The 26,367-nt window shown below is 64.4% G+C and carries 18 protein-coding genes and 1 riboswitch; of the genes, 7 read left to right on the top strand and 11 right to left on the bottom strand.

The genetic code is table 11. The features are described from left to right. The first annotated feature begins 66 nt into the window (after positions 1-66). Together lepA and lepB are read left to right on the top strand one after the other, a co-directional pair. On the top strand, positions 67-1,872 hold the full coding sequence (lepA, locus tag GEV06_02785; protein ID MPZ16834.1) for an elongation factor 4: 1,806 nt from the start codon (positions 67-69) through the stop codon (positions 1,870-1,872). Between the two features lie 43 nt (positions 1,873-1,915). Next, positions 1,916-2,614, top strand: a complete 699-nt coding sequence (gene lepB / locus GEV06_02780; protein MPZ16833.1) for a signal peptidase I — start codon at positions 1,916-1,918, stop codon at positions 2,612-2,614. 7 nt (positions 2,615-2,621) lie between these two features. Here lepB and GEV06_02775 read toward each other — a convergent pair whose 3' ends face one another. The 7 genes from GEV06_02775 to rpiB form a co-directional block, all read right to left on the bottom strand. Beyond that, the gene (locus GEV06_02775) at positions 2,622-4,388 is read right to left on the bottom strand and encodes a carbon starvation protein A (protein MPZ16832.1); all 1,767 of its coding nucleotides are present in this window, start codon (positions 4,386-4,388) and stop codon (positions 2,622-2,624) included. 111 nt (positions 4,389-4,499) lie between these two features. Beyond that, positions 4,500-4,802 (bottom strand): hypothetical protein, encoded by a 303-nt coding sequence (locus GEV06_02770; GenBank protein MPZ16831.1) that lies wholly within the window; start codon positions 4,800-4,802, stop codon positions 4,500-4,502. Positions 4,803-4,807: 5 nt separating this feature from the next. Beyond that, on the bottom strand, positions 4,808-5,509 hold the full coding sequence (locus GEV06_02765) for a YggS family pyridoxal phosphate-dependent enzyme (protein ID MPZ16830.1): 702 nt from the start codon (positions 5,507-5,509) through the stop codon (positions 4,808-4,810). A gap of 62 nt (positions 5,510-5,571) precedes the next feature. Next, entirely contained in the window at positions 5,572-6,576 is a 1,005-nt protein-coding gene (locus tag GEV06_02760) for a tetratricopeptide repeat protein (GenBank protein MPZ16829.1), read from the bottom strand. Positions 6,577-6,693: 117 nt separating this feature from the next. Then, entirely contained in the window at positions 6,694-8,694 is a 2,001-nt protein-coding gene (locus GEV06_02755; protein ID MPZ16828.1) for a DEAD/DEAH box helicase, read from the bottom strand. Beyond that, entirely contained in the window at positions 8,658-9,929 is a 1,272-nt protein-coding gene (locus GEV06_02750; protein MPZ16827.1) for a serine hydroxymethyltransferase, read from the bottom strand. Before GEV06_02750 ends, GEV06_02755 begins: the two co-directional genes overlap by 37 nt. After that, a complete protein-coding gene (gene rpiB / locus GEV06_02745; GenBank protein MPZ16826.1) occupies positions 9,926-10,417 on the bottom strand; it encodes a ribose 5-phosphate isomerase B in 492 nt (163 codons plus the stop codon). The genes GEV06_02750 and rpiB overlap by 4 nt, the downstream gene beginning before the upstream one ends. Before the next feature lie 43 nt (positions 10,418-10,460). On the opposite strand from rpiB, the gene GEV06_02740 reads away from it, so the two are divergent. Then, complete coding sequence (locus GEV06_02740) at positions 10,461-11,633, top strand: methyltransferase domain-containing protein (GenBank protein MPZ16825.1); 1,173 nt, start codon at positions 10,461-10,463, stop codon at positions 11,631-11,633. Positions 11,634-11,695: 62 nt separating this feature from the next. Next, positions 11,696-11,804, top strand: a riboswitch (TPP riboswitch). Between the two features lie 66 nt (positions 11,805-11,870). Further along, positions 11,871-13,598, top strand: coding sequence for a phosphomethylpyrimidine synthase ThiC (gene thiC, locus GEV06_02735; protein ID MPZ16824.1), 1,728 nt, complete (start codon positions 11,871-11,873; stop codon positions 13,596-13,598). Positions 13,599-13,649: 51 nt separating this feature from the next. On the opposite strand, the gene GEV06_02730 is transcribed toward thiC, so the two are convergent. Then, entirely contained in the window at positions 13,650-14,363 is a 714-nt protein-coding gene (locus GEV06_02730; GenBank protein MPZ16823.1) for a hypothetical protein, read from the bottom strand. Positions 14,364-14,521: 158 nt separating this feature from the next. Here GEV06_02730 and GEV06_02725 point away from each other — a divergent pair, with 158 nt between their 5' ends. Next, a complete protein-coding gene (locus tag GEV06_02725) occupies positions 14,522-15,361 on the top strand; it encodes a M48 family metalloprotease (protein MPZ16822.1) in 840 nt (279 codons plus the stop codon). 106 nt (positions 15,362-15,467) lie between these two features. Further along, positions 15,468-18,386 carry a protein kinase gene (locus GEV06_02720; protein MPZ16821.1) on the top strand — a complete coding sequence of 973 codons (2,919 nt, stop codon included), beginning with the start codon at positions 15,468-15,470 and terminating at the stop codon, positions 18,384-18,386. 10 nt (positions 18,387-18,396) lie between these two features. Here GEV06_02720 and GEV06_02715 read toward each other — a convergent pair whose 3' ends face one another. The 3 genes from GEV06_02715 to GEV06_02705 form a co-directional block, all read right to left on the bottom strand. Then, positions 18,397-19,395 (bottom strand): NAD-dependent epimerase/dehydratase family protein, encoded by a 999-nt coding sequence (locus GEV06_02715; protein ID MPZ16820.1) that lies wholly within the window; start codon positions 19,393-19,395, stop codon positions 18,397-18,399. A 70-nt stretch (positions 19,396-19,465) separates the two neighbouring features. Next, positions 19,466-20,503, bottom strand: coding sequence for a dTDP-glucose 4,6-dehydratase (gene rfbB, locus GEV06_02710; protein MPZ16819.1), 1,038 nt, complete (start codon positions 20,501-20,503; stop codon positions 19,466-19,468). A 144-nt stretch (positions 20,504-20,647) separates the two neighbouring features. Further along, positions 20,648-23,155 (bottom strand): hypothetical protein, encoded by a 2,508-nt coding sequence (locus tag GEV06_02705; protein ID MPZ16818.1) that lies wholly within the window; start codon positions 23,153-23,155, stop codon positions 20,648-20,650. Between GEV06_02705 and GEV06_02700 the strand changes: the two genes are divergently transcribed. Next, entirely contained in the window at positions 23,142-26,351 is a 3,210-nt protein-coding gene (locus GEV06_02700) for a hypothetical protein (protein ID MPZ16817.1), read from the top strand. The genes GEV06_02705 and GEV06_02700 overlap by 14 nt on opposite strands. The last annotated feature ends 16 nt before the right edge of the window (positions 26,352-26,367 follow it).

Genomic DNA, 26,367 nt, shown 5'->3' with positions numbered 1-26,367 from the left:
CCTTTCCTCCCCGCCGTGAGTCTCGGCGTCAAGTGCGCTAGAATAATGTGTTTTGCGGCGTCCCCGATGTCCCAGCAGTTGGTGAGGAACTTCTCAGTCATCGCTCATATCGACCACGGCAAGTCGACACTCGCCGACCGCATCCTCGAGTTAACCGGTGCACTAGAGGCGCGAGAGATGGAGGCCCAGGTCCTCGATAGCATGGATCTGGAGCGCGAGCGCGGCATCACGATCAAGGCGCACGCCGTCCGGCTCGCTTACGCCGCCGCCGACGGGCAGACCTACGTGCTGAATCTCATCGACACCCCGGGGCACGTGGACTTCTCGTACGAGGTGACGCGATCGCTGGCGGCCTCTGAAGGGGCGCTGCTCTTGGTCGACGCTTCGCAAGGTGTCGAAGCGCAGACACTGGCGAACGCCTACCTCGCGGTCGACTCCAACCTGGAGATCATCCCCGTTATCAACAAGATCGACCTGCCCGGCGCACAGATCGAGGAGACGCGGCGCCAGATCGAGGAGATCGTCGGGCTCGATGCGAGCAGCGCCATCCTCACAAGCGCCAAGGAGGGCACGGGGACCCGAGAGCTTCTCGAAGCGATCGTCCAGCGCGTGCCAGCACCGAAAGGCACGCTCAACGCGCCGCTGAAGGCGCTCCTCTTCGACTCCTGGTACGATGCTTACCGGGGCGTCGTCATCCTGGTGCGTCTCGTGGACGGAGTCCTGCGGCCGGGCACCAAGGTTCGGTTGATGGCCACCGGTCAGACCTGCGACGTCGAGCAGGTCGGCGTTTTCACGCCCAAGCCCGTGGTCAGGGATGCACTGTCGGTGGGCGAGGTGGGCTTCGTCATCGCCGGTATCAAGAACGTCGCCGATGCGAAGATTGGCGACACGATCACCGACGCCGTACGCCCGACCGCCGAGCCCTTCCCTGGCTTCCGCGAGATGAAGCCAATGGTGTTCGCGGGGCTGTATCCCGTGGAGGGCCACCACTACGCCGAGTTGCGCGATGCGCTCGAGAAGCTGCGGCTGAACGATGCGGCCTTTCACTTCGAGCCGGAGACCTCGGCGGCGCTCGGCTTCGGCTTCCGCTGCGGCTTCCTCGGTCTACTCCACATGGAGATCGTCCAGGAGCGGCTCGAGCGTGAGTTCGACGTCGACCTGGTGACCACGGCGCCCGGTGTGCTCTATCGCGTGATCACGACGGACGGCCAGCTGCACGAGATCGACAATCCGGCCCAGCTCCCCGAGGCGGGACGCATCACCAAGTTCGAAGAGCCGGCGATCACCGCCATGATCATCACACCCGCGGCGTTCGTGGGCGGGATTCTCCCCCTGTGTCAGGAGAAGCGGGGTGTCCAAAAGGGCCTCGAGTACCTGGCGGCAGACCGTGTGCTCGTGACCTACGAGCTGCCCTTCAACGAGGTGGTCCTCGACTTCTATGATCGCCTCAAGAGCGTCTCCCGCGGGTACGCCTCTCTGGACTACCACGTCAGCGGTTATTGGGAGTCGCCGCTGGTCAAGCTCGATATTCTCGTCAACGGCGAGCCGGTGGACGCGTTATCGGTGATCGTCCATCGTGATATGGCGTACGCGCGCGGGCGGGCGCTGGCCTCGAAAATGCGAGAGCTCATCCCACGCCAGATGTTCGAAGTCGCGATTCAGGCCGCCATCGGCGGTCGGATCGTCGCACGAGAGTCGGTCAGGGCGCTCCGGAAGAACGTCTTGGCCAAGTGCTACGGTGGGGACATCACGCGCAAGCGCAAGCTGCTCGAGAAACAAAAAGAGGGGAAGAAGCGCATGAAGCGCGTCGGTCGCGTGGAGATTCCGCAAGAAGCGTTCCTGGCAGTGCTGAAGGTGGGAAGCGAGAGCTGAAGCGGAAAAGGGGCCAGTCCCCTTTTCCGCGTTCGGGACGAACATGACGACAACGTTCAAGAAGTCGACGATTCGCGAGTACTTCGAGTCGATTGTCATTGCCGTGATCTTGGCGCTGTTCATCCGGACGTGGGTGTTCCAGGCGTTCAAGATTCCAACGGGATCGATGGAGAACAATCTGCTCGTCGGCGACCATCTCGTGGTCAATAAGTTCGCATATGCGCCCACGGCAATGGGGCTCGAGCGTGCGATCCTGCCAATCGGGACGATTGCCCGCGGCGACATCGTCGTCTTCAAATACCCTCAAGACCCGGAGCGCGACTTCATCAAGCGCGTGATCGGCCTGCCGGGCGAGACCGTCGAGGTGCGTAACAAGAAGGTCTACATCGACGGCCAGCCGCTCGACGAGCCGTACGTGCATTTCCTCACACCTCCAGCGTCGGGCCCGTCGGAGATTATCGGCTTCGATCTCCGTGAGCAGTATTCACCCCAACAGGTGCCGGACGACCACTACTTCGTCATGGGAGACAACCGCGACAACTCACAGGACAGCCGCTATTGGGGCTCCCTGCCGCGCAACTTCATCAAGGGTAAAGCGATGATGATCTACTGGTCCTACGAGAGCAGCCCGCAGCTCTATCAGGACGAAGGCGTCGGTGCAGGCGCACGCAGCTTCTTTTCCACGCTCACACACTTCTTCACGCGTACCCGCTGGAGTCGATTGGGACATCAAATCCACTGACCACTGATCACTGTTCTGCGGTGACCAGCGGTTTTGGCACCTCTGCTTGCAGTGCCTGTACGAAGCGCGTGACGCCGACGACCACGACGCCAACGGCCAGGATGAGCAGAGCGACTGCCGTCACGCCGAGCACCGCATTGACCCCGGCGAGGTTCACGCGGGCCAGCAGCGCGAGGGCTGCGATCGTGGTAGCGATCATGAAGATAGCGGGCACCAGGGCAAACAGCGTGTGCCGCGCCCGTTGCGCCAGCCAGACGCTGACCGTCACCAGCGCGAGGGCGCCAATGAGCTGGTTGCCGGCGCCGAAGATCGGCCACATCTGTCGGACTGTGCCGCTCACGGAGAAGAAGAGCATGAGCGCGACCGCAATGCCGGTGTTCACGTACACATTGCGAAGGACCGTCGGAACCGCGCCTTCGAATCCAAAGTGCCAGAACTCCTCCAACAGATATCGGCAAAGGCGCACCGAGCTGTCGAGCGTCGTGACGACAAAGCCTTCCACCATCAGGATGCCGATAACCACCGCGATTGCCACCGGAATGATCGGAAGAGCACTGTGTATCAGGCGTCCCGCCGCGACCGCAAAGCCCAAGATCGGGTTTGTCGCCGCATCAGGTGGATACACTATGGCGAGATACTCGCTGCGCGGAAGCATCGAGGCCACCGCCACCATCACCAGCACCGCCAGAAAGCTCTCGACGACCATCGCTCCGTAGCCAACGCGGCGGCAATCGCTCTCCTTCGGTAACTGTTTGACGGTCGTGCCGCTCGCCACCAGGCTGTGGAACCCACTGATGGCACCACACGCCACGGTGATGAACAAGAGCGGCCACACACCACCCTTGAGGAGCGCGTTCCCTTCGGCAATCGCAGCAGCCGGGGCCTGGATCGTTGCGCCACTCGTACCAGCGACGATCACCGAGACGAGCAGCAGGAGCTGCCCCCCGTACAAGATTTGAACGTTCGTGAAATCACGCGGCTGCAGAATGAACCACAGTGGCAACGCGCACGCAAGGAATACGTAGGCCGTCATGACATAGCGCCATACTTCTCCTTCGACGCGGACCGGGAAGGCGAAGCCGAGCGCGATGCTCACGATGCAAATGACGAACGCCACACCGTAGGCCGCATGCGTAGAGAGCCGATCATGACGGATCAGCCACCCAATTGCTGGTGCGCACAGCGTGATCGCGATGACCGATGTGGTGGCGATGCCACCGATGTGCGCCTTGACGATCCCGCCTTCCACGACGGTGTTGAGCAGGGTCTGGTCTGGCGCCAGATTGAGCGCCGCCGCGGGATAGATGGACGTCAGTGCCGCAATGCTCAGGTTGAGGAAGATTGCATTGATCAGCGTGAGCACGAAGAGGAGCACGAGAATGAAGAGCACATAGCCGGCCGGTCCCAGGGCACGCCTCGCGATCTCGCCGATCGTCTTCCCCTGCTCGCGCACGCTGGCAAAGAGCGACGACATATCGTGCACGGCTCCAAAGAAGATGCCTCCCAACAGAATCCAGAGCCAGACAGGCTGCCAGCCAAAGGCCAGTGCCAGTGTCGGTCCGACGATAGGTCCTGCGCCAGCGATGGTGGCGTAGTGGTGACCGAAGACAACGTGCGTCCGACTGGGGACGTAATCGACGCCGTCGGCCAGTCGTTGCGAGGGGACCCCATTCTTGTCGTCTTCCATGAAGACGCGCGCGATGTATCGAGGGTAGATGCGATACGCGATCGCGAGCCCAATCAGGGCCACCGCGGTCGGGACCAGAATGTTCATACTCACTCACTCGGACGCTTGCCTTCAGCATCCCCCCCACACGCTGGCCACGTCAAGAAAAAGGAACCGGGTATCTTTTCGGGAGCGCAAAGGTACCCGGTCCCATGTCCGTTAGAGGCGGCGCGCCACGTCGGCGGCGGTGAGGCCTCTGAGCGCGATACGCTTGCTGCGGCCGCGCCCGCCTGCCACGATCGTCAGACGCTCGCGGGGGATATCCAGGCGCCTTGCCAGGAGCTCCAGCAGCGCGACGTTGGCCGCTCCCTCGACAGGGGCGGCGCCGATGCGGGCCAGGAGCGCGCCGGCCCGTTCGCCGGCGATCTCGGTGCGACCGGCCCGCGGGATCACCCGGACGGTCAGCACGCAGCCCTCGGACGTATCGGTCAGCCAGTCGGGCAAGGGCGACCCTCGAGTCATGAGCGCTACGCGCCGGGAGGTTCCCGTGGCGGCGGGCGCTTGCCGAAGATGGCCGTTCCAACGCGGACCATCGTGGCGCCCTCCTCGATTGCCACCTCGAAATCGTGGCTCATGCCCATCGACAGCTCGCGGAGCATCTCTGCAGGTACGCCGCGAGCCCTGAGAGTCTCGCGCAGCTCGGCGAGCTTGCGAAACCATGGCCGCACGGCTTCTGGATCTTCGAGCCACGGCGGCAGGAGCATCAGGCCGACCACGCGACTCGTGGAGCGGTCTGCCGCCTCGAAGATCGCATCCAGCTCTTCGAGCCGCGCCCCGTGCTTGGTCGGCTCCCCCGCGAGATCGACCTGGACCAAGAGCTCAGGCGCCGCCTCCCGCCCGGAAGCGGCGCGCTCCACCTTTTCCAGGAGCTCGATGCGATCGAGGACGTGGATGTACGCAAACGCAGGTGCGTTCTTTGCTTTGTTCGACTGCAGATGTCCGATGAGATGCCAGCGCAGATCGAGGTCGCGAGTGCGATCGATCTTCTGGAGCGCCTCCTGCACCTTGTTCTCGCCGAAGTCACGTTGACCGGCCGCGGCGGCGGCCCGGACGTCCTCGGCAGCGAACGTCTTCGAGACGGCGATGAGCCGGATGGCCCCAGCGTCGCGTCCGGCGCGGCTGGCGGCAGTCGCCAGGCGCGCACGAACCGCCGCCAGATTGGCACTGATTCCTGCTTGACGATCGGTGGCAATCGAGCCGGGGTGAGATGGCACGTGCGCTCGACGAAGGTTTACTGCTTCAGCGTGGCGAGCATGCCCTTGGCTTGCTCCGCGTTCTTGCCGTTGGGCTCCAGCTGCAAATAGGCTTCGAGCGCCTTTGCCGCCTCATCCGTCTGGCCCTTGTTGAGATACCCGAGGCCCAGCTGATAGTGGGCCGCGGCATGCTTGGGGTCGGCCTTGGTGGCCTGTTCCCACGCCTGTATGGCCTCGTCTATCTTGCCGGCGTTCCATAGGTTGACGCCCTGATCGAACAAGGCCTCCCCACCGCCGCCGCCACCGCCTGCTGCGCCACCACCGAGCTCGTTGGCCTTGGTGCTCATGGCCGCGGCCTCGTCGAATTTCTTCTGGCTGCTGTAGAGGGCGGCGAGCCGGCCGTAGGGCTCGGATTTCTTCGGATTCGCCTCGATGGCCTTCTTGAACGCCGCTTCGGCCTGATCCGCCTCGTTCTTACGCATGTGCGCCAAGCCGATGTTGTAGTGGCACTCGTAGCAGGACGGCAGCAGCTTGGCTGTCTCGGTGAATTTCTGAACCGCCTCGTCATCCTTGCCGGCGTTGCTCGCGGCAACGCCCTCATTGAAGAGCTTCGTTGCTTCTTCCGCCTTCTTCTGATCTTCCGGCGAGGGCGGCGCCTCGTCGCCGGCGCCGAGCTCGAGATCCACCTGCGCCGTCTGGGCGACCCGGACCGTCACCTCCTCTGTCCGCGAACCGACGCCCTCCTTCGATGCGGTGACGACGTAGGCGCCTGGCTGTAGCCCTACCTGTATGTACTCGCCCTTGTTGTTCGTCTTCGTCTGGAGCTTGCGGCCGGCCATGTCCTTGAACTCGATGACGACCTGAGCATCCTGGACTGGCTTGCCACTATCGTCGACCACCTTGCCCTGGATCATGCCAGTCGTTTGAGCGGCTCCCGGCGCCGCCCATATTGCTAGAGTGAGAGCCAGTGCCACACGAAGGAGTTGCTGGCCGACAGAGCTGCGGATCATCGCGGTCCTCCTGGGATGGGAGCAGAAGGTCATGGATTACTCAAGTTTACACTGTCAGGCGCAATGCAGTTCATTTAGCACGTAGCGCAGGCCTTTAGGCCTGCCAATAACGGCGCCAAAGCGGGCACCGGGCAGGCCTAAAGGCCTGCGCTACGACTGGCTCAAGAAGCGAGCGATGTCGTCGAGCGTGTGGATCACTGGCGCCGGCGGCAAGGCATCGAGGAATCGCCGCCCATAGCCCATGGTGCGCAGGCGCGGATCGAGAATCGCAAGGACACCGCGGTCGGCGCGGGATCGAATGAGCCGCCCGAGCCCTTGGAGAAGCGTCAAAATGGCCAACGGCACCTGATAGGTGCTGAAGGGATCTTCACCGCGTTCCCTGAGAGCGTCGATACGTGCGGCCGTAATGGGATCCGCTGGCGAGGCGAAGGGCAGCTTGTCGATGACCACACAGCTCAGCGCCTCGCCGACGACGTCGACACCTTGCCAGAAGCTGCTGGTTCCCAGGAGGACGGCGTTCGGCGTCGCACGAAATTGCTCCACGAGCCGAGATCGTGGCGCGGTTCCCTGCACGAACAGCGGGTAGGGCAGGGCTGTTGCGACCCGGGCCTGCACCTGGCGCAGCGTGGCGTAGCTCGTGAACAACACGAACGCTCGTCCTTCCGTCCGCCGCAATATCTCGACCACTTCGTCGCCAGCTCTCGCGGCGAATGCGCCCGATCGAGGATCGGGCAGGCCTCGCGGCAAGTACAGCGTTGCCTGCTGTGCGTAGTCGAACTCCGACGGCAGCCGAAGCGCCTCCGCCTCATCGATCCCTAGCCTCGAACGGACGTACTCGAACGAGCCGTCAACGGCAAGGGTGGCTGACGTGAGCACGGTCGCATGCATGCGGTCGAGCAACAGCTCGCGGATGATGTGCGAGACGTCCACCGGCGCGGCCCGCAAGAACACTCCACGGCCGCGTCGCTCGAGAAAGTACACGAAGCTCTCATTGTCTGCCTTCAAGAGAAAGGCGAGCTGCTCTCGGAGCTCGGTCGCGCGATGGGCAATTGCGCGAAGCTCCTCTGGGGCGTCAATCACGTCACCGAGACCCGACGCCAGCGCCGCGAGCGCACCTGCGAGCGCATACCCCGGCTCGTGAATCGACGCCAGCGAGTCCGCTGTCACGCGCACACGATCGGGATTCCCTGGCCTGTCGCCAACCCGCGTGCGATCGAGCGCGCCAAAGAGCTCGCGGGATCCGGCATCGACCTCCTCTAGCGCGTGCGCGAGGCGTTGGCGCTCCGCGGCAGGCACGCGATCGGCCTCGCTCGTGCCGGGGTGCGCCGGCGCAACGAGCGCCCGGCGGGCGTCTCGGACGATCTCTTCGAGGCGGTAATTGCTGATGCTCACACCAAAGTGCTGCGTGGCCACGTCTTCGAGCTGGTGTGCCTCGTCGATAATGGCGACGTCGCACTCCGGGATGACCTCGCCAAACGCGTGCTGGCGCAGCGCGGCATCCGCGCACAGCAAGTGATGGTTGACGATGACCACATCCGATTCCGCGGCGCGTTGCCGCATGCGCGTGATGAAGCACTCCTGGTACTGCGGGCAGGACGTGCCCAAGCATTGCTCGGATGTTGCGGCAATGTCGCTCCAGAACGAGATATCGTCGGGCAGCTCGTCGATCTCGGCGCGGTCGCCGGTCTCCGTATGGGCGGCCCAGTCCTCGACGAGCGCGAAGTGGACGCGGTCGTCCGGCAGCAACAGGCCTTCGGCCGTGAACTGCTCGAAGCGATGCCGGCACAAGTAGTTTGTCCGGCCCTTCAAGTACGTCGCGGTGAAGGGTACGCCGAGGGTGCGTTGTAGCAGCGGCAGATCCTTGTGGAAGATCTGCTCTTGGAGATTCTTGGTGCCGGTCGACACGAGGATGCGTCGGCGGCTCAAGATCGCGGGAATGAGGTAGGCAAGCGTTTTGCCCGTGCCGGTGCCTGCCTCGGCCAGCAGAACGCCGCCGCTCGTCAGCACGGCCGCGACGGCGACGGCCATCTCGCGCTGGCTGGGGCGTGGCTCGAAGCCCGAAAGCGTACGAGCGAGCGGGCCGTCGGATGCCAGCCTGGCGCTGGTGGCATCCGTCAGGCTGCCGGCGGGTACAGCGGGAACCTCCGACACAGCGCTTCCACCTCTCCACGCACCGCCTGCAGCACACGGTCGTCTTCAGGGCTTGCGAGCACACGGGCGATGTACTCCGCCATGAGATCCATCTCCGGCTCGCGCATGCCACGCGTCGTCACGGCGGGTGTGCCGATCCTGACGCCGCTTGCCACCATCGGGGGATTCGTGTCGAACGGGATCGCGTTCTTGTTGACGGTGATTCCTGCCTTGCCGAGCGCTGCCTCCGCCGTCTGACCGGTGATTCCGCGGGAGAACACGTCGACGAGCATGAGGTGGTTGTCCGTGCCGCCGCTGACCAGGCGAAAGCCCGCGGCAGCGAGACTGGTGGCGAGCCGATCGGCGTTGACGACTGTTTGGCGCTGGTAGTCGGCGAACTCCGGCGACATCGCTTCCTTGAAACAAACCGCCTTGCCGGCAATCACGTGCATCAGCGGTCCACCCTGAAGGCCCGGGAAGACCGACTTGTCGAGCGCCTTGGCCCGTTGCGCACGGCACAGCACCATGCCGCCACGTGGACCGCGCAGGGTCTTGTGCGTGGTCGTCGTGATGAAGTCGGCGTGCGGGATGGGGCTGGGATGGACGCCGGCGGCGACGAGGCCCGCGATGTGCGCGATGTCGCACATGACCGGCGCATCGACGGCCTGCGCCGCCTGCGCGATGCGGGCGAAGTCGATCACGCGTGGGTACGCGCTCGCGCCCACGATGACGAGCTTTGGCTTGTGCTGCTCTGCGAGGCGCTCGAGCGCCTCGTAGTCGATCCGCTCGTCCTCCTGCCGCACCCCGTACGGGACAACAGTGTAGAACTTCCCTGAGAAATTGAGCGGATGGCCATGTGTCAAATGGCCGCCGTGCGCCAGGTTCATGCCGAGGACCGTATCCCCAGGCTGGAGCACGGTGATATACACCGCCATGTTCGCCTGCGCGCCGGAGTGCGGTTGCACGTTCGCGTGCTCCGCGCCGTAGAGCTCCCTCGCTCGATCGATGGCGAGCGACTCCGCGACGTCGACAAACTCACACCCGCCGTAGTAACGGTGGCCTGGCTTCCCTTCGGCGTACTTGTTGGTCATGACCGAGCCCATGGCCTCGAGCACGGCGCGGCTCACGAAGTTTTCGGAGGCGATGAGCTCGAGGCCGCTGTTCTGCCGGTCGACCTCGTGACGGATTGCTGCGGCGATCTCGGGGTCAGTCTCGATCAAGGTGCGAAGCAGGGGCGAGACGGTGTCGGTGGTCATGATGTATGGCTGACTGCGGAAGAGGAGGACATGGGCCGCTCGAGTGCGGCCCCGTCTTCGAGCGCGGCGATCTTTCGCACACGCCGTTCGTGGCGGCCACCCTCGAAGGTCGTCGTGAGAAACGCGCGGACGATTGCCAGCGCCAGGTCGGTCGGTGTGACACGTGCGCCCAGCGCCAAGATGTTCGCGTCGTTGTGCGATCGGCTGAGCCTCGCCGTGGCGAGGTCCCCGACGGGCGCAGCCCGGATGCCGCGAACCTTGTTGGCGGCCATGGCCATCCCGATGGCGGTGCCGCACACCAGGATGCCGCGGTCGGAGCGGCCGCCGGCAACGTCACGTGCTACGCGCGCGGCGAAGTCCGGGTAGTCCACCGCCTCCATCGAGTGGGTGCCGAAGTCTTCATAGGTCACGCCCATCTCGTCCAGCACCGGCTTGACGAGCTCTTTCAACGTCACGCCCGCATGATCCGCCGCCAGCGCTACGCGCATAGCCGTTGATTGTACTATGGGTCGATCGCTCGAGCACCTTCCGATGCGCAGCTCACCCTCAACCGTCTCCATCAGCCATCATGGCCTGCAGCGCATCCACAATGGCCACCTGTGGATCTACCGATCCGACTTGACGCAGATCGATGCGGAGGCGGGCGAGGTGGTTCGTGTAGTCGACGGCCGCCGCCGACTCGTTGGCCAGGCACTCTACAGCGAGCGATCGCAGATCGCGCTGCGCCTCTTGACGAGGACCGACGAGGCCATCGATGCCGCGTGGTGGCGGTCGAGGCTCGATATGGCCTGGCGCGTCCGCCAGTCGCTGGCGATCGACGCCACGGCATACCGTCTCGCGCACGCCGAGGGCGACCTCCTCCCATCCCTCATCGTCGACCGCTATGGTGATGTCCTGGTCGTTCAGACGTTGTCTCAGGGGACGGACCGGCTCTTGCCGCTTCTTCGCGACCAACTGGTGGAGCTGTTCGAGCCGGCTGGCATCATCGCACGCAACGATCCGAAGGTGCGCCTGCTCGAGGGTCTCGAGCAACGGGTCGAGACCGTCCACGGCACAGTGCCGGATCGCGTGGCCGTGCGGGAAGGGCCGGTTGCCTACGAGGTCGACATCCGGCGGGGCCAGAAGACTGGCTTGTTCCTGGACCAGCGTGAGAACCGTGAGGCGGCGGCGCGATACGCGCGCGGCCGACTGCTCGACTGCTTCAGCTATCAAGGCGGGTTCGGGTTGAGGCTCGCTCGGCAGTGTGACAGCGCGCTCGCGCTCGAGATCTCCGACGAGGCATGCCGGGCCATTCGCGAACATGCTGTGCTGAATGGTGTGACGAACCTCGAGGTGCGCTGCGCGAACGTGTTCGACGCCTTGCGCCAGCTGGAGCGCGAAGACGAGCGGTTCGATACGATCGTGCTCGACCCGCCTGCGTTCGCCAAGCGCAAGACAGCGTTGCCGCGCGCGCTCAGCGGCTACAAAGAGATCAACCTCCGGGCGCTTCGACTCTTGCGCCCAGGCGGGCACTTGATCACATGTACCTGCTCGGCTCACGTGGACGAGGCAACCTTTGGCGAGGTGGTCTTCAGTGCTGCGGTCGATGCCAATGCGCCCGTGGTGGTCGTGGAGAAGCGCATGCAGTCCCGAGACCATCCGGTGCTGCTCGGCATGCCGGAGACCTACTACCTGAAGTGCTTCATTCTGAGGCGGCTGGCGTGAGAAATCACAGGCTGCCGGTGTGTAGCTGACCTCAAGACCTTGGAGAAATGCTATAGTGAGCGTCTAGCCGCCAGGGGTATCTGCGCAGCCGTCATGGGCGGGCAGATTGAGAGAGTCCCTTGGAACCTGACCCGGTTGAGACCGGCGGAGGGAGCGCGGCGTCACCCGCCTCCGTTCCTCTCTGGTTTTCAACCGCCTGTAATACGTCTTTACCCGAAGAGGGTTTCGGAGTCGGCCATGTCATTCACGCTCGCAGCAGCTCCAGCTACGTCTGACTACAGTGCGGCATTTCCGAGCTCACGCAAGGTGTACGTCGAGCAGCACGGCGTGCGCGTACCGATGCGCGAGGTCGCGCTCTCCAACGGCGAGCCGCCCGTGCGACTCTACGACACCAGCGGACCGCAGGGACACGACGTTCGCGAGGGGCTGCCGCTGCACCGCCGCGCGTGGATTCTCGACCGCGGCGACGTCGAAGAGGGGCCGCGTCGCTTCCCGCAGCAGACGTGGCAGCGTGAGATTCCGCAGGGGCTGGCGAGCCGGACACATCGGCGACTGCGTGCAAAGCACGGCCGAGCCGTCACACAACTGCACTACGCACGGCAAGGCATCATCACGCCAGAGATAGCGTTCGCGGCCGCGCGCGAGGACATGGACCCGGAGCTCGTTCGCTCGGAGGTCGCACGCGGACGAGCCATCATTCCGGCAAACGTCAACCACCCCGAGCTGGAGCCGATGATCATCGGACGCCGCCTCCTCGTGAAGATCAACGCCAACATTGGCAACTCCGTCGTGAGCTCGTCGATCGAGGAAGAGGTCGACAAGCTCCGATGGGCAACGCTCTGGGGTGCCGACACGGTGATGGATCTGTCGACCGGGCGCGACATTCACGAGACGCGCGAGTGGATCCTCCGCAACGCGCCGGTGCCGATCGGCACGGTGCCCATTTACCAAGCGCTCGAAAAAGTCGGTGGAAAGCCGGAGGAGCTGACCTGGGAGATCTACCGCGACACGCTCATCGAGCAGGCGGAGCAGGGTGTCGACTATTTCACGGTGCATGCCGGCGTGCTCCTCCGCTACGTTCCGCTCACGGCCCGGCGTGTCACCGGCATCGTCTCGAGGGGCGGCTCAATCATGGCGAAGTGGTGCCTCGCGCATCACGAGGAGAGCTTCCTCTACACGCACTTCCGTGAGATTTGCGAGATCATGCGCGCCTACGACGTCGCGTTCTCGCTTGGCGACGGCTTGCGTCCTGGATCGATTGCCGACGCCAACGACGAGGCGCAGTTTGCGGAGCTCCGAACCCAGGGCGAGCTCACGCGCATTGCGTGGGAATACGACGTGCAGGTCATGAACGAAGGCCCCGGCCACATTCCCATGCACCTCATCAAGGAGAACATGGACAAGCAGCTCGCGTGGTGTGACGAGGCCCCCTTCTATACGCTTGGACCGCTCACCACGGACGTCGCGCCTGGCTACGACCACATCACGTCTGCCATTGGCGCCGCCATGATTGGCTGGTACGGCACGGCGATGCTGTGCTACGTCACGCCCAAGGAGCATTTGGGCTTGCCCGACAAGGAGGATGTCAAGGCTGGCGTCATCGCCTACAAGATCGCCGCACATGCGGCGGATCTCGCCAAGGGGCACCCGCGTGCCCGCGCGTGGGACGATGCGCTCTCGAAGGCGCGGTTCGAGTTCCGGTGGCGCGATCAGTTCAATCTCTCGCTCGACCCGGTGACCGCGGGCGCCTTCCATGACGAGACGCTGCCGGCGGAGGGCGCCAAGCTCGCACACTTCTGCTCGATGTGTGGCCCCAAGTTCTGCAGCATGGAGATCACGCAACAGGTGCGCGACTACGCGGCGCAACAGGGACTCGACGTCGGCCGGGCCGTCGAGGCTGGCCTGGACGAGAGGTCGCGGGAGTTCGCAAAGGCGGGCGAGATCTACGTGAGAAGCGATGATTGAGGCCCGGCGCGAGATGAGAGCCGACTGGCGGACGACAGCTGCGGTTTTCGCTTATCGCTCTCTTGGTCCCGGCACGATCTGAATTACCGTCGGATATCGCTGTGGCTGTGCGCCTTGTCTTGGATCGAGGTAGCCCTCGGCATTGCCCCAGGTGTAGTCCTTCACGGTCACGCTCGGCGGGAACGCCATGCGCCGCTCGTCGAAGCGGCCCTCTTCGAAAATGTGCACCGGCGGCGCGTCGAAGACACGGTTGCCTCGCGAGCGCAACGCACTGCGATAGAAGCTGACGACCTCTGTGTAGCTCGCCGTCGCGCCGAACAAGTAATAGCGTTGCCCTTGGCCAGCGCTGTAGGACTTCAGGAACTGGGCGCCCGAGAACAGGGGAAAACCAAGCGTCGCTTCGGTTGGCGCCGGCTCGCCCGCCGCCTCGACGTCCTTCGCTGCGGCTCCAGCTTGCGCCGTCGACTTGGAGCCGGTTGAGCTGCTCGCGGACGACTGGACGGGCAGTGGTCTCTCATCCGCCGGTTGCGTCGGGCTGCCCATCTCTCGTCCCGTGACCTTGTCCTCTGGGATGGCTTGGTCTCGCTCAGGAGGCGGCTCTTCGTTGCCGGGTCGCTCGCTGGGCTCAGGCGGCGCAGGTTTCGGTCGAGGCGCCGTTCGGTCGGCAGGCTTGGGAAACGGCTGTGGCTGCTGCGCGACTGCCAGGCCTGACAGCATGGCGCTCGTGAGCGACAGGGCAACTACCAACAGGAATCGGCGTGCCATTTCCTCAGTATAAAGGAATCAGGAATCAGGAAACGGAAACCGGCGGCAGGTCGGGGGTCAGCAGGGGCGAGGGGCACAGCCCAAGAACCAAGAACCAAGAACCAAGGACCAAGGACGAAAGAACATCCCGGCCGGTTTCGCCGTAAAATAGGAACAGCATGACGAACGTGGTGAAGACAGCTTTCCTTCTTGGTGCTCTGAGCGGGCTTTTGCTGCTGCTGGGTCAATGGCTCGGAGGGTCGGGCGGTCTGGTGATTGCCTTCGTGTTGGCGGTTGCCATGAACTTCGGATCGTACTGGTTCTCCGACCGAATCGTGTTGCGGATGTACCGAGCGAAGGAAGTCGGTCCCGAGCATCCGTTGTCGCAGGTCGTCCGACGCTTGACTCAGCGCGCCGGCATGCCCATGCCACGCGTCTACGTCATACCGGACTACTCGCCCAACGCGTTTGCGACCGGCCGCAACCCGCAGCATGCGGCGGTTGCCGCCACCGAGGGTGTTCTCCATTTGCTCGACGAGCAGGAGCTGGAGGGCGTGATGGCCCACGAGCTCGCACACGTCAAGCACCGGGACATCTTGATCAGCTCGATCGCGGCGACACTTGCGGCCACCATCATGTTCGTCGCCCAGATGGCACGCTTTGCCGCCATCTTTGGCTATGGCGGCCGCGGTGACGACCGCGGTGGCAACCCGCTCGGGCTGCTTGCGGCCGTGATCGTGGCGCCGCTGGCGGCGATGCTCATCCAGGCCGCCATCTCGCGCTCACGTGAGTTCGCCGCAGATGCTGGCGGCGCGGCAATTGCGGGCAGCCCATATGGGCTGGCGCAGGCATTGCGCAAGCTGGAAAGCGCCTCGCGGCGCGTACCGCTCGATGCGAATCCGGCTACTGCGCACATGTTCATCGTCAAGCCGTTGTCGGTCTCCGGGCTCTTTTCGTTGTTCAGCACGCATCCGCCCACCGCCGCGCGAATCGAGGCGCTGACCCGGCTGACCCCGTGATCCTGGTAGGGCCGCCTCGCCGAGGCGGCCTCGGCGCGCCCGCCTTACCATCGCTCGAGGGGCGTGAAATTCCAACGTCTCGGGTTAGACTTGTCGTCTCCCGTCAGTGACACTCGACCCGAAAGCCCTGCTCGACTCGGTGGCCGAAGCCGTCTCCGACGGCCAGGCCGTCGACTGGTCCGCCGTCGATTCCCGCACCAGCAGCCAGAAGACGCGCCATCTCCTCCGCCAGCTTCGGCTGATTGCCGAGATTGCCGGCGTCCATCGCGACGCGCCTGTGGATGGCCAGGGTCGCAACGAGGCGGAGATCGACCTGACCTCGTCGGCGGGCCCGACGCCGCACGCCGGTCCACTCCCGGCTAGAACCCTGCTGCCGCGCAAGACATGGGCGCATCTCCAGCTGCGCGAGGTGCTCGGCCACGGGGCCTACGGCGTGGTGTTTCGCGCCTGGGACTCCCGCCTGGATCGAGAGGTCGCGCTGAAGTTGATCCCCGATCTTGCGGATCGGAGCTACGCGGAGGGTGTCATCCAGGAAGCCCGGTTGATGGCGCGTATCAACCATCCCAGTGTGGTCACCATTTACGGGGCGGCGCGCATGGACGGGTTCGTCGGTCTGTGGATGGAGCTGGTGGAAGGCCAGACACTCGAAGCGGGCCTTCGGCAGCGCGGCCGGCTGAGCGCGCGCGAGGCGGCCCTCGTGGGCCTCGACGTGTGCGAGGCGCTGGCCGCTGTCCATGGCGCTGGGCTGTTGCACCGGGACATCAAGGCGCAAAACGTCATGCGCGACAGGCGCGATGGCCGCATCGTCTTGATGGACTTCGGCGCAGGGCGCGAGCGGCCGCTACCAGGCGGCGTCGAGGTAGCGGATCTCGCCGGCACGCCGTTGTACATGGCGCCCGAGCTCTTTCGTGGCGCTGCCGCGTCAGTGCAGAGCGACGTCTACAGCGTCGGCGTGATGCTCTTCCGCCTTGTGACCGGCAAGGCCCCAATCGCGGCGCGATCGATCGATGACGTGCGGCAGGCGCATGAGACGGGTGCGGCCAGGCGCCTGCGCGACGAACGCTCCAACCTGCCCGCAGGGTTCGTTCACATCGTCGAGCGCGCCCTTTCCGCAGACGCTGCGAAGCGCTTCGGAAGCGTGGGTGAGCTCGAGCTCGCCCTGACGGGCTTCATCAGCGGCGGGCAAGGCCGCGCGCGACCGGCCACGACGCGTACGCGCTGGTACGACGCGCCGCGCTGGCTGTGGCTGGCGGGCGTGCTGGTCCTCCTGGTGCTCCTCACGTTCGCCTGGCGCGCCCTCCGCGGGCCTGCGCGCGGTGACATTGGTCCGTTGCCGCGAATCGCGTTTACGGTCTATCCGCCCCCTGGTGGCGAGTTCGATAGCCTCGCGATCTCACCGGACGGTACGCGGCTCGCGTTCGAGAGTCAGGGGCGGCTTTGGATACGCGCCCTGAGCGGCGTGCAGGCGACCGAGGTTCACAACTCCAGTGGCGGTGTCGATCCGTTCTGGTCGCCCGATAACCGGTACATCGCGTTCTTCAAGTCGGGGCGGCTGTGGAAGGCTCCTGCCAACGGCGGAGAGCCGGTCGTTCTGTGCGACGCACCGCGCGCGCTCGGCGGCTCATGGGGACCCAGCAACGCGATTGTGTTCGCTGGTCAGCTCGGCGAGACAATCTATCGCGTCCCGGCGTACGGCGGCGCTCCACAGGCGCTCCGGACCGCCGGTGCGAATGGACTCGATGAGCTCAGGTGGCCGGTCGTGCTGCCATCGGGACGTGGCTTCATCTACTCTGCGCAAAAGGAAGGCGGGGCCCAGCGGGCCATCTACTTCGCGCGCTTCGACAGCACGACCGATCAGGCCCTCGTCGACAGCGACGCGAACGCCCATGCGACCGACGACACCCTGTTTTACTTGAAGCAGGGTGTGCTTTACGCGCACCCGCTCGATATCGAGCGCGGGCGGCTCACCGGAGCGCCCACCCAGATCGGCCACCGTCTCGATCCGAGCCCGTACCAGCAATTTCACGCTGAGTACTCGGTATCGCCCAAAGGCGTCGTCGCGTATCGCGGCGGCCGCCAAGTGGATCGCGAGCTCCGCATTGTCGATCGGACCGGTCGCACCGCCCGCGTCCTCGGTGGGCCGGGGGAATTCCGCGACATTGCGCTCTCGCATGATGGTACCCGGCTCGCGTACGAAGAGCGCGATGCCGCCGCCGGCACGACCGACATCTGGGTCGTCCACATCGAGAGCGGCGGCCGCACACAAATCACGTGGGGGCCGGACGATGAGACCTGCCCGATATGGTCTCCGGACGATCGGCAGCTGCTGTTTGTCGCCCATGGTGAGGGACGCGCACGACTGTTGCGGAAGACCGCCGACGGCAATGGGGCGGCGACGGAGATGTTCGAGTTTCGGGCCGAGGCGCAGCCCTTCCACGTGTCCTCCGATGGTCGATGGTTGGCGTTCCAGCAACTCGGGCACGAGACATCCTGGGATATCCACTTACTCGACCTGCTGGCCGGGCCTGCGCCTGCCGCCCTTCGGCAAGCTCAGGGCGACCCTGACCCTTCGACCCTTCAGCAAGCTCAGGGTCGCCAGACCCTCTTCCATCGCACCTCGCACGCGGACGATGAGCCGAGATTTTCGCCGGATGGCCAATTCCTGGCCTACTCATCGCGCGACTCGGGAGATCGCTTCGTCTTCTTCGAGGAGGTCGATCGCACCACTGGCCAACGCTGGCGCGTCTCTCCGTCATACGGCCGCCAGCCGCAGTGGCGCGCAGATGGGCAGGAGCTCTATTACCACGGCGCGGACCGGATGCTCATGGCGGCGCCGATTGATCTCTCCGGCGAGACGCCCCGCGTGGGATCGCCAACGCCCCTCTTCGAGCTCGCGTTCCGTGGATGGGACCTTCGGTACCATTACGCCGCGTTTCCCGACGGCCAGCAGTTCGTGCTCAACGCACCGCGCGAGGGCTCGCTGCCGCTTCCGGTGACGGTCGTCCTCAACTGGGAGGGGCGGTAACGATCAGTGATCACTGCGTGAGCCGCGCCCGATGCCAGGCGAGGAGATCGGCAAGTGTTTGGGAGAGGGGGATTTCAGGTCGCCAGCCGGTGTCGGTGGTGAGGCGAGCCGGATTGCCGACGAGCAGCGCCTGATCGGTCGGGCGCAGCCGTGTTGTGTCGACGCGTACCTCGATTTCGCGCGTGGCGTGCCGCCGAAGCTCGCCGAGGACATCGCCGATGGCGTACGCATGACCGCTGCACACGTTGTAGGTCGTGCCTGGACGGCCGTGCGCCATGAGTCGCTTGTACGCTTGCACAGTGTCCCGCACATCCGTCAAGTCGCGTTGCGGTTCGAGATTGCCCACCGAGATGACTGGAGCTTCGAGACCGGCTTCGATGCGCGCGAGCTGCAGCGCAAAGCTCGATGCGAAGTATTGGGGGCTCTGACCCGGTCCGATGTGATTGAAAGATCTGGTGACGATCACCTCGAGCTTGTCGTCGTGTGCCGCGCGCAGCGCCAGCAGCTCCTGGGCGAGCTTCGAGAGACCGTAGGGGCTCGTGGGGGCGAGCGGTGCATCCTCTTCGAGTGGCACAGCCGCCGGTCGATACACCGCTGCCGAGCCGGTCACCAGCACTCGGGTGCCAGGCGACCGTCGCCGCAGCACCTCGAGGAGGTGATGAGTGGCACGGACGTTGAGGGCAAGCGCGGTGTCGCTCTCCTGCCACGAGCTCGCCTGGTGGGCAGCGCCAGCCAAATGATAAAGGGCCGACGGGCTCATGTCGGCAAGCGCGCGTTGTACGGCTTTTCCATCCAGTAGCTCGACGGCGCGCCAAGTGACGCCATCTCTTGCTGTGCGGGGCTCGTCACTGCCGGGGCGATACCAGCCCACGATGGGCCGGCCGTCGCGGATGAGGAGGTCGAGCAGGTGGCTGCCGGCGAAGCCAGCCGCACCGGTGACGAGCACAGGACGGTCGGACACTTTTTGCTCCGGGTAGTACGCAGCGAAGGTGAAAGGTCGAAGGGGCAAGGGATCAAGGACTAAGGGATCAAGGGGTCGAGGGCGAGCCGGAGGCCTCTACCGTAGCCCCCCTAGATCCCTAGATCCCTAGATCCCTGGACCCCTTGCCCCTGTCCACATACTGCTGCTTGTAGTAATCGCGAAACGCTGGGTCCTGTTCCTTGATGGGACGCCACCACCACTCGTTCTGCTTGTACCACTCCACGGTCTCCGCGAGGCCATCCGCAAAGGTCTGTGCCGGTGTCCAGCCGAGGGCACGGATCTTGGTGGTGTCGAGCGAGTAGCGGCGGTCGTGGCCAAGGCGGTCCGTAACGGGCTGGATGAGCGACGACGGCTTCCCGACAAGGGCCAGGATCTCGTGCGTCAGATCGAGGTTCCTGACTTCGTTGCCCCCTCCGATGTTGTAGACCTCGCCAGGCGAGCTCTTGTCGAGCAGCAGGTCGAGCGCGGCGCAGTGATCGCGCACGTGTAGCCAGTCACGGATGTTCTGACCGTCACCGTACAGCGGCACTTTCAGATCATCGAGCGCGTTCGTGATGAAGAGCGGGATCACCTTTTCGGGGAATTGATTTGGCCCGTAGTTGTTCGACGCGCGCGTCACGATGACGGGTACCTGATAGGTGGCCCAATAGCTGTAGGCGAGGCGGTCCGCCCCCGCCTTGCTCGCCGAGTACGGATTGCGCGGCTTGATCTCGTCGGTCTCGCGACTGGCCCCTTCCGGCACGCTTCCGTACACTTCATCGGTCGAGATCTGAACGAAGCGTTTCAGTCGTGGAGCCTGGCGCGCCGCTTCGAGCAGGACGAACGTGCCGAACACGTCCGTGTTGATGAATTCACCGGCGCTGAGAATCGAGCGGTCCACGTGCGTCTCCGCGGCGAAGTGAACCACGTAGTCCGCGTCCTGAACGAGCGGTGCGCTGGTGTCACGGTCGCAGATGTCGCCCTCCACGAACCTGTGCCGCGGTGAATCCACTGCCTCCTTCAAGTTCTCGAGCCGTCCTGCGTAAGTGAGCTTGTCGAGCGTGGTAACACGCCAGTCAGGGCGCGCCGCCAAGATGTGCTTTACGAAGTTGCTGCCGATGAACCCGGCACCGCCGGTGACTAGCACGTGAGTCATTTGAAGCTCCGTAACGCGGGTGACAAGGTGACTGGGTGATGGGGTGACACGGTGAATGGGTGATTCTGCGATCGCGTCGGGCCTGCTCCGTTGACCGTAGGCCTCGCGCTACCCCGTCACCTTGTCACCCTGTCACCCCCTCACCTAGTAGCTTCTCCCATATCCGCTGGACCCCGTCGTTCCCCCGCCCCCGAACGCGCCGAGGAAATTGGAGAACGTTCCGATACCGGCCAGCGTGAACGAGATGTTGAATCGCCGATCCTGCGGGATGAGCGACGCCCCGAGGACGGGGTAGTTGTACGTTTGGTATTCAACGGCAATTCCACAGCATTGGGCGTTGTAGAACGCCAGGAAGCGATTCTCGACCAGCGTCGAGCGGCGGAGATCGTAAAAGAAGCTGTAACGACCCCCGTATCGACCGTTAGGTTCCTGCACGTTCGTGGTGGTGTTGATGAATTTGTCCGAGGCGAGGGGGTTGGTGATGTAGCTCCGCTGGCTCCACCCGGCATCCACGCTGACCCAGCGCGTGAGCTGCGCCTTGCCATTTGCGTTCAGCGAGGGCAACGTGCCGAGTATCGAGTCGTACTCGAGGCGCAGCCGCGCGCTGGTGCGCTCGGTCGGGTTCGCCGTGACCTCGAGCTGAATGGGCGAGTAGTTCAGCTCTAGACCCGCAACATCCGTGTAGAAGCAACTCGGGCACCCTTGGTAGTCCGTACGCCGGCCCTCCGGGTTCGAGTAGTGCGTTTGTGACAGGGAGACGCTCAGCACCTCCCGCGCCTGGGCCGATGGATTGTCGTTTGGTTTGCGCAAGAAGCGGTTCGTGACACCGTACCGCGTGTTGGTCGTGCCGGTGATGAGAAAGTGGGAGTGCTCGATGCGCGGGATGGCTGAACTGATCTCTTCATCGACGCTGGTCAGACGCTGAATGTGGATGCTCGGCTCGATCACGTGCTTGAAACGACTGTTGCCCGTATCCCAGATCTTGCTGAAGATGGGACCGACGAGTCGCGTCCCCAGTTGCCAGTATCGCCGTGTGACCGACTGTTCTGCCTGCTCGTCGAGTGACCCGTCGCCGTTACTGTCGATCATCCGCTCCGAGTACCGGGTGTTGTGCAGCGTGGCGGTCGACGTTATGTTGAGAAACGACCAATTGGGGAACGGCACGTTGACCGAGGGGCTCAGGTCGATGCGGTTGAGGCCGCGGTCCCTGTCGACCTCGGTACGCGTGTTGACGTCACGCCGCAGCACGCCGGCGAACTCGATCGGCAGCGTGACGAAGACCGGCGCCGACCCGAGCTGCTGGTTGGAGAAGCGGTACTGCAGGCGCGGCACGGCGCCGTAGCGGCTGTAATTCGTCTCCCCGTAGAAGATGTCCGTGGACTCGTACGATGCGCTGGTGTTATGGACTCCCCAGGAGCCGGACAGGCGCCCGGAGATGGTGCGGGAGCGCTGTGAGGCGGAGTAGACGTCTTGCTGGTAGAGCTGCTGCGTGGCAATGTCCGAGAAGAAGTTGACGTTGGCCTGCGCCGTCAGACCCGCCGGCATGGCCTGCGTCGCCGTGGCGCGGACGTCGAAGCTCCGGCGCGCCGGCTGCACGTAGTCTCCGTACACGGTCTCTTTGCCGTCGAGCAGATACGTGCTCACCTGGCCTTGAGAGCCTGCTCCCGAGACATACCGATATTCGCCGCCCACCCCCTGGCCGGCTTTACTGAACCAGTCGTGGAGGATGGTCGCATCCTGGCTCCGGTTGATGGCCCAGAAGAACGCATTGCTCACGCTCTGCCCGCGCAGCGTCGAGGCGCCGTAGACGGGGATGAGGAACCCGGTCGCGCGGTCGTCGTCTTGAATGGGATAGTACATGATCGGCAGATAGAACGCCGGCACGCCCTTGACCTTGAGGAGAGCATTGGTCAGCACGGCGTAGTCGTCGAGCTCGATGATGGCAGTGGTCGACACCAGCTCCCAGCGTGGCGTCGGTTGCACACAGCTCGTGAAGCCGCCCTTCCGCACGCGGTAGCGCTTCGGCCCAATCTTCGAGATCTCCACCCCATAGAAGTACGCGTCTGGCTCCTGCGTGCCGAAGTAGCTCTTCTCGACGTGGTCTCCCAGCGAGGCGGAGCCATACGCGTTGAAGAACGTGCCGGTTCTGGTCTTCGAGTCGTAATCGAGGCGATCTGCCGCAATCCGGTGATCCGGTCCGCTCGCCACCACATTGCCGACGGCGATGATCTTGCCTGTGTCCGCCCAATGCTCGACTTCGTCCGCAAAGAAACGCTGGCCGTCGTTTTGCTCGATCTCGACGTTGCCGATCGCGTGGAGATACGCGCCCTTCCGCGTCCCTTTGTCGTATCGATACCTGCGAACCGCCCACGGCAGCTCTTGGATCGGCGCGCCCGCTGAATCGACCGCGGGGGCTTGTTCCTCTCCGGGTGGTTGCTCCGAGGGTGCTGGCTCTTGCGGTGCCGGCTGGGGCGCCTGCGACGCCGGCTCGGATGGCTGCGCTGGCTGTGGCGACGGAGCGGGTGGAGGTGGGGCCGGTTCCTGCTCGGACGGCGCCGGCGCTTGATTCTGCGGCTGCGCCGGAGTCTGTTGCGCTCCCGCACTCGACGCGGCGAGGAGCAGCGCCGCCAGGAAAGAGATGGTGCGCGTCATCAACGGTCTGACGATGGCTGGCTGCCCATGGCCGCCCGGTCGAGATGCAGCTGCCGAGCGCGCGTTCGCGACCTACGTCGTAAACCCGACGCTCCGTCGGACGGCAACGTTGAGCCTACCACACTCGCTTTCACACTTCGTGCATGTGTTCTATACTCCCATCTGCCCACCAATTTTCGCCCCTGCGACCCACGGCCCAACGTGGGAGCTCTGGCTCGTGTGGCCGCGCCGACGCAGCGAAGCCGCGAAGGCAGGCCGTTCACCGAGGAGGAGGGACCGCATGAACGCGCTGAGCTTGTCGGCGTCTCGCCGATTTGCCGTTTGCGCGCTGGGGGTGTTGCTTGCAGCACCCGCCACAGCGCAAGACTTTCGCGGCCGTATCACCGGAGTCGTCGCCGATTCGAGCGGCGCGCTGCTGCCAGGTGTGACGGTGACAGCAGAGAGCCCCGCCCGCATCCAGCCCCAAGTCGCTGTCACCGACCAGGATGGCACGTATCGGCTGATTGCCCTGCCACCCGGAGTCTACGACGTGACCTTCGAGCTCGAGGGATTCCAAACCCTCAAGCACGAGGGCGTGCGCGTCGTCATCAATACGACGTTGACCCTCAATACCAGCCTCGACGTTGCCTCCCTCGCCGAGACCGTCACGGTCAGCGGTGAGTCGCCGATTGTGGACACCACCACCACCGGTGTGGGCACGAACTTCGTGAAGGAGCTGCTGACGGAGATTCCGAACGCACGGGATGTCTGGGCGGCCATGTCACAGTCGGCTGCCATCCAGGTCACGGGATTCGACGTGGGCGGGTCGCACACTGGCACACAGACCGGCTACATGACGTACGGCGTGAACCAACAGAATACGACTCGACTCGAGGGCATCAACACCACCGAAGGCACGAACGCGAACGCCGGTTACTTCGACTTCGGTTCCTTCGAGGAATTCCAGATCGGTGGCGCCGGCAATATGGCCGACCAGGACACGCCCGGCGCGTCGCTCAACGTCACCGTGAAGTCCGGCGGCGACGACTTCTCGGGTAGTTGGTACAGCGATTGGGAGGGGGATCGGACGATTAGCGACAACGTCCCGGGCGCGTTTCGGACAGAGGGTGAGCGTGATGGGGACGGCTTCTTCACGAGGGAGGAAGATGGCTTGCAGCGCGGTAACCCCATCGACCGCCAGTACGACATCAACGCCGACCTGGGCGGCCCGATTTATCGCGGCAAAGCGTGGTTCTACTACTCGTATCGGCTCAACGACCAGTACAAGAACGTGCTGAACTTCGACGAGCTGGCCCGCTCGAAGCTGACCAACCCCTTCACGGTCAAGGGCACGTATCAGTTGAACCGCAACAACCAGCTCATTGGCTACGCGAACAAGCGCGAGAAGCTACAAGCGCTCCGTGATCTCGGCCAGAACGTGCCGGTGTCCGCCGCTCGCTTCCAGTCGTCGCGCAATTACGTCTACAAGGCCGAGTGGACGAGCGTCCTGAGCGATCGGCTGTTCCTCGACGTCATCGCCGGCACCTGGCGGAACTTCTTTCCGCTCCGGCCGACCACCGAGAGCGGCGCTTTTGCTGGGCCGTATGTTCCGGGTCGACTGGACCTCAGCACAGGCGCCCGTTTGGACGGCGGGCCGCACACGCTGTATCAGGATCAGCAGCGAGAGAAGCCTCAGTTCTCCGTCTCGCTCACCTACGACAAGAGCGGGTGGATCGGCAGCCATAACTTCAAGCTGGGCACCGACGGGCGGTGGGAAACGCGGACGTTCTTTGCCGATCAGCCGTTCAATCACGTCTATTACGACGAGGTCTTGAACACGATCCCGAGCGAGGTAGAGTTCTACAACACGCCGAACGAGAGCGACAATCGCGTCAATGCGTTCGCCGTGTACCTCAACGACAACTGGCGCATCAGCGATCGCGTCACGCTCAACCTCGGGCTTCGCCTCGATCGCTATCGCGACTTCTGGCCGGATCAGCTCGTGACGCCAGAAGGCGTGCCAGCGCTCGCCGGCACGAGTGACGAGCGACTAATGGAGCTCTTCAGCGAGCAGCAGGTGCCAGGCGAGACCGTCTCGCGATCGACAACCGTGGCGCCCCGCGTTGGGCTCGCCTACGACTTGAGGGGCGACGGGCGCTCAGTGCTGAAGGTCTTTTGGGGAAGGTTCTACTTCAATTCGGCCCCAGACACGGTCGCCGCGGAGGCAAATCCCGTCGGCAGAACGCGCCTCCGCTACGACTGGACAGACCTGAACGGCAACCTGGTCCTCGACGGCCCCGCCGAGCTGGAAAGCTTCCTGCGCACGGTGGCTGGTCCCTCTGGCGTCACGATTGATCCAGACCTCGATCGGCCCGTGTCACAGGAGATATCAGCCCACTTCGAACGCGAAGTCGTCCGAGGTCTCTCAGCGCGCGCGTCCTACGTCTACAAGAACATCCGTGACGAGTGGGATGTCGTCGACCTCGGCCGCATCGCTACGTATACGCTGCCGATCGAGCAGACCGACCCTGGGCCGGATGGACAGTCGGGCACGGCCGACGATGGCGGAACGATCGCGTTGTTCGACCGCGCGCCAGCCGAGGAGAACCGTGTGTTCACGAACCCGGCGGACAACGACGCCGACTATCACACGCTGGAGCTCGGCGTGAATCGGCGCTTCCGCGACCGCTGGATGCTGCTCGCGTCGTTCGGCTACACATGGCTGGAGCAGCTCTATGGCACCGGCTCGGACACAGGAGCACTCTCGTCCGCGGGCAACAACAAGGACTACGATTGGCGGCCGAATCTGCGCCGCTTCGGTCGCGAGCAGACGACGATCTGGAACTACAAGATCATCGGGCGGTACGTGGCGCCGTGGGCCGTCGGGATCAGCGGGTCCTACAAGGTTCAAAGCGGCCGGCAGTGGGGGCGCTCGCTCAACGTCTCGCTTCCCGAGGCCGGCAGCGAGACGATTCGCGTGGAGCCGGCGACGGCCAACCGCGCGCCGAACGTCGCCATTCTCGATCTCCGCTTCGACAAGACGTTCACCTTGGCGGGCGGCGTGCGATTGACACCGATGCTCGACATCTTCAATCTCGCGAACGCCGGAACGGTGACGGCGTTTCGCAACGCGACGGCCTCCAACGGCAGCTTCCAGGAGGTGACCGCCCTCCTCGACCCGCGCATCGTCCGCTTCGGCGTCCGGCTGCAGTTTTGATAGGTAGGGCCGCCTC

This window comes from Luteitalea sp. (assembly GCA_009377605.1).
Taxonomy (GTDB): Bacteria; Acidobacteriota; Vicinamibacteria; order Vicinamibacterales; family Vicinamibacteraceae; genus WHTT01.
This window is presented reverse-complemented; position numbering and strand designations above follow the sequence as displayed.

Excerpts from the sequence above, each read along its gene's own strand:
- lepA (MPZ16834.1), top strand. The coding sequence starts at position 67 with ATGTCCCAGCAGTTGGTGAGGAACTTCTCAGTCATCGCTCATATCGAC.
- lepB (MPZ16833.1), top strand. The coding sequence starts at position 1,916 with ATGACGACAACGTTCAAGAAGTCGACGATTCGCGAGTACTTCGAGTCG.
- GEV06_02775 (MPZ16832.1), bottom strand. The coding sequence starts at position 4,388 with ATGAACATTCTGGTCCCGACCGCGGTGGCCCTGATTGGGCTCGCGATC.
- GEV06_02770 (MPZ16831.1), bottom strand. The coding sequence starts at position 4,802 with ATGACTCGAGGGTCGCCCTTGCCCGACTGGCTGACCGATACGTCCGAG.
- GEV06_02760 (MPZ16829.1), bottom strand. The coding sequence starts at position 6,576 with ATGACCTTCTGCTCCCATCCCAGGAGGACCGCGATGATCCGCAGCTCT.
- GEV06_02750 (MPZ16827.1), bottom strand. The coding sequence starts at position 9,929 with ATGACCACCGACACCGTCTCGCCCCTGCTTCGCACCTTGATCGAGACT.
- rpiB (MPZ16826.1), bottom strand. The coding sequence starts at position 10,417 with ATGCGCGTAGCGCTGGCGGCGGATCATGCGGGCGTGACGTTGAAAGAG.
- GEV06_02740 (MPZ16825.1), top strand. The coding sequence starts at position 10,461 with ATGCGCAGCTCACCCTCAACCGTCTCCATCAGCCATCATGGCCTGCAG.
- thiC (MPZ16824.1), top strand. The coding sequence starts at position 11,871 with ATGTCATTCACGCTCGCAGCAGCTCCAGCTACGTCTGACTACAGTGCG.
- GEV06_02730 (MPZ16823.1), bottom strand. The coding sequence starts at position 14,363 with ATGGCACGCCGATTCCTGTTGGTAGTTGCCCTGTCGCTCACGAGCGCC.
- GEV06_02725 (MPZ16822.1), top strand. The coding sequence starts at position 14,522 with ATGACGAACGTGGTGAAGACAGCTTTCCTTCTTGGTGCTCTGAGCGGG.
- rfbB (MPZ16819.1), bottom strand. The coding sequence starts at position 20,503 with ATGACTCACGTGCTAGTCACCGGCGGTGCCGGGTTCATCGGCAGCAAC.
- GEV06_02700 (MPZ16817.1), top strand. The coding sequence starts at position 23,142 with ATGGTGCGCGTCATCAACGGTCTGACGATGGCTGGCTGCCCATGGCCG.
- GEV06_02705 (MPZ16818.1), bottom strand. The coding sequence starts at position 23,155 with ATGACGCGCACCATCTCTTTCCTGGCGGCGCTGCTCCTCGCCGCGTCG.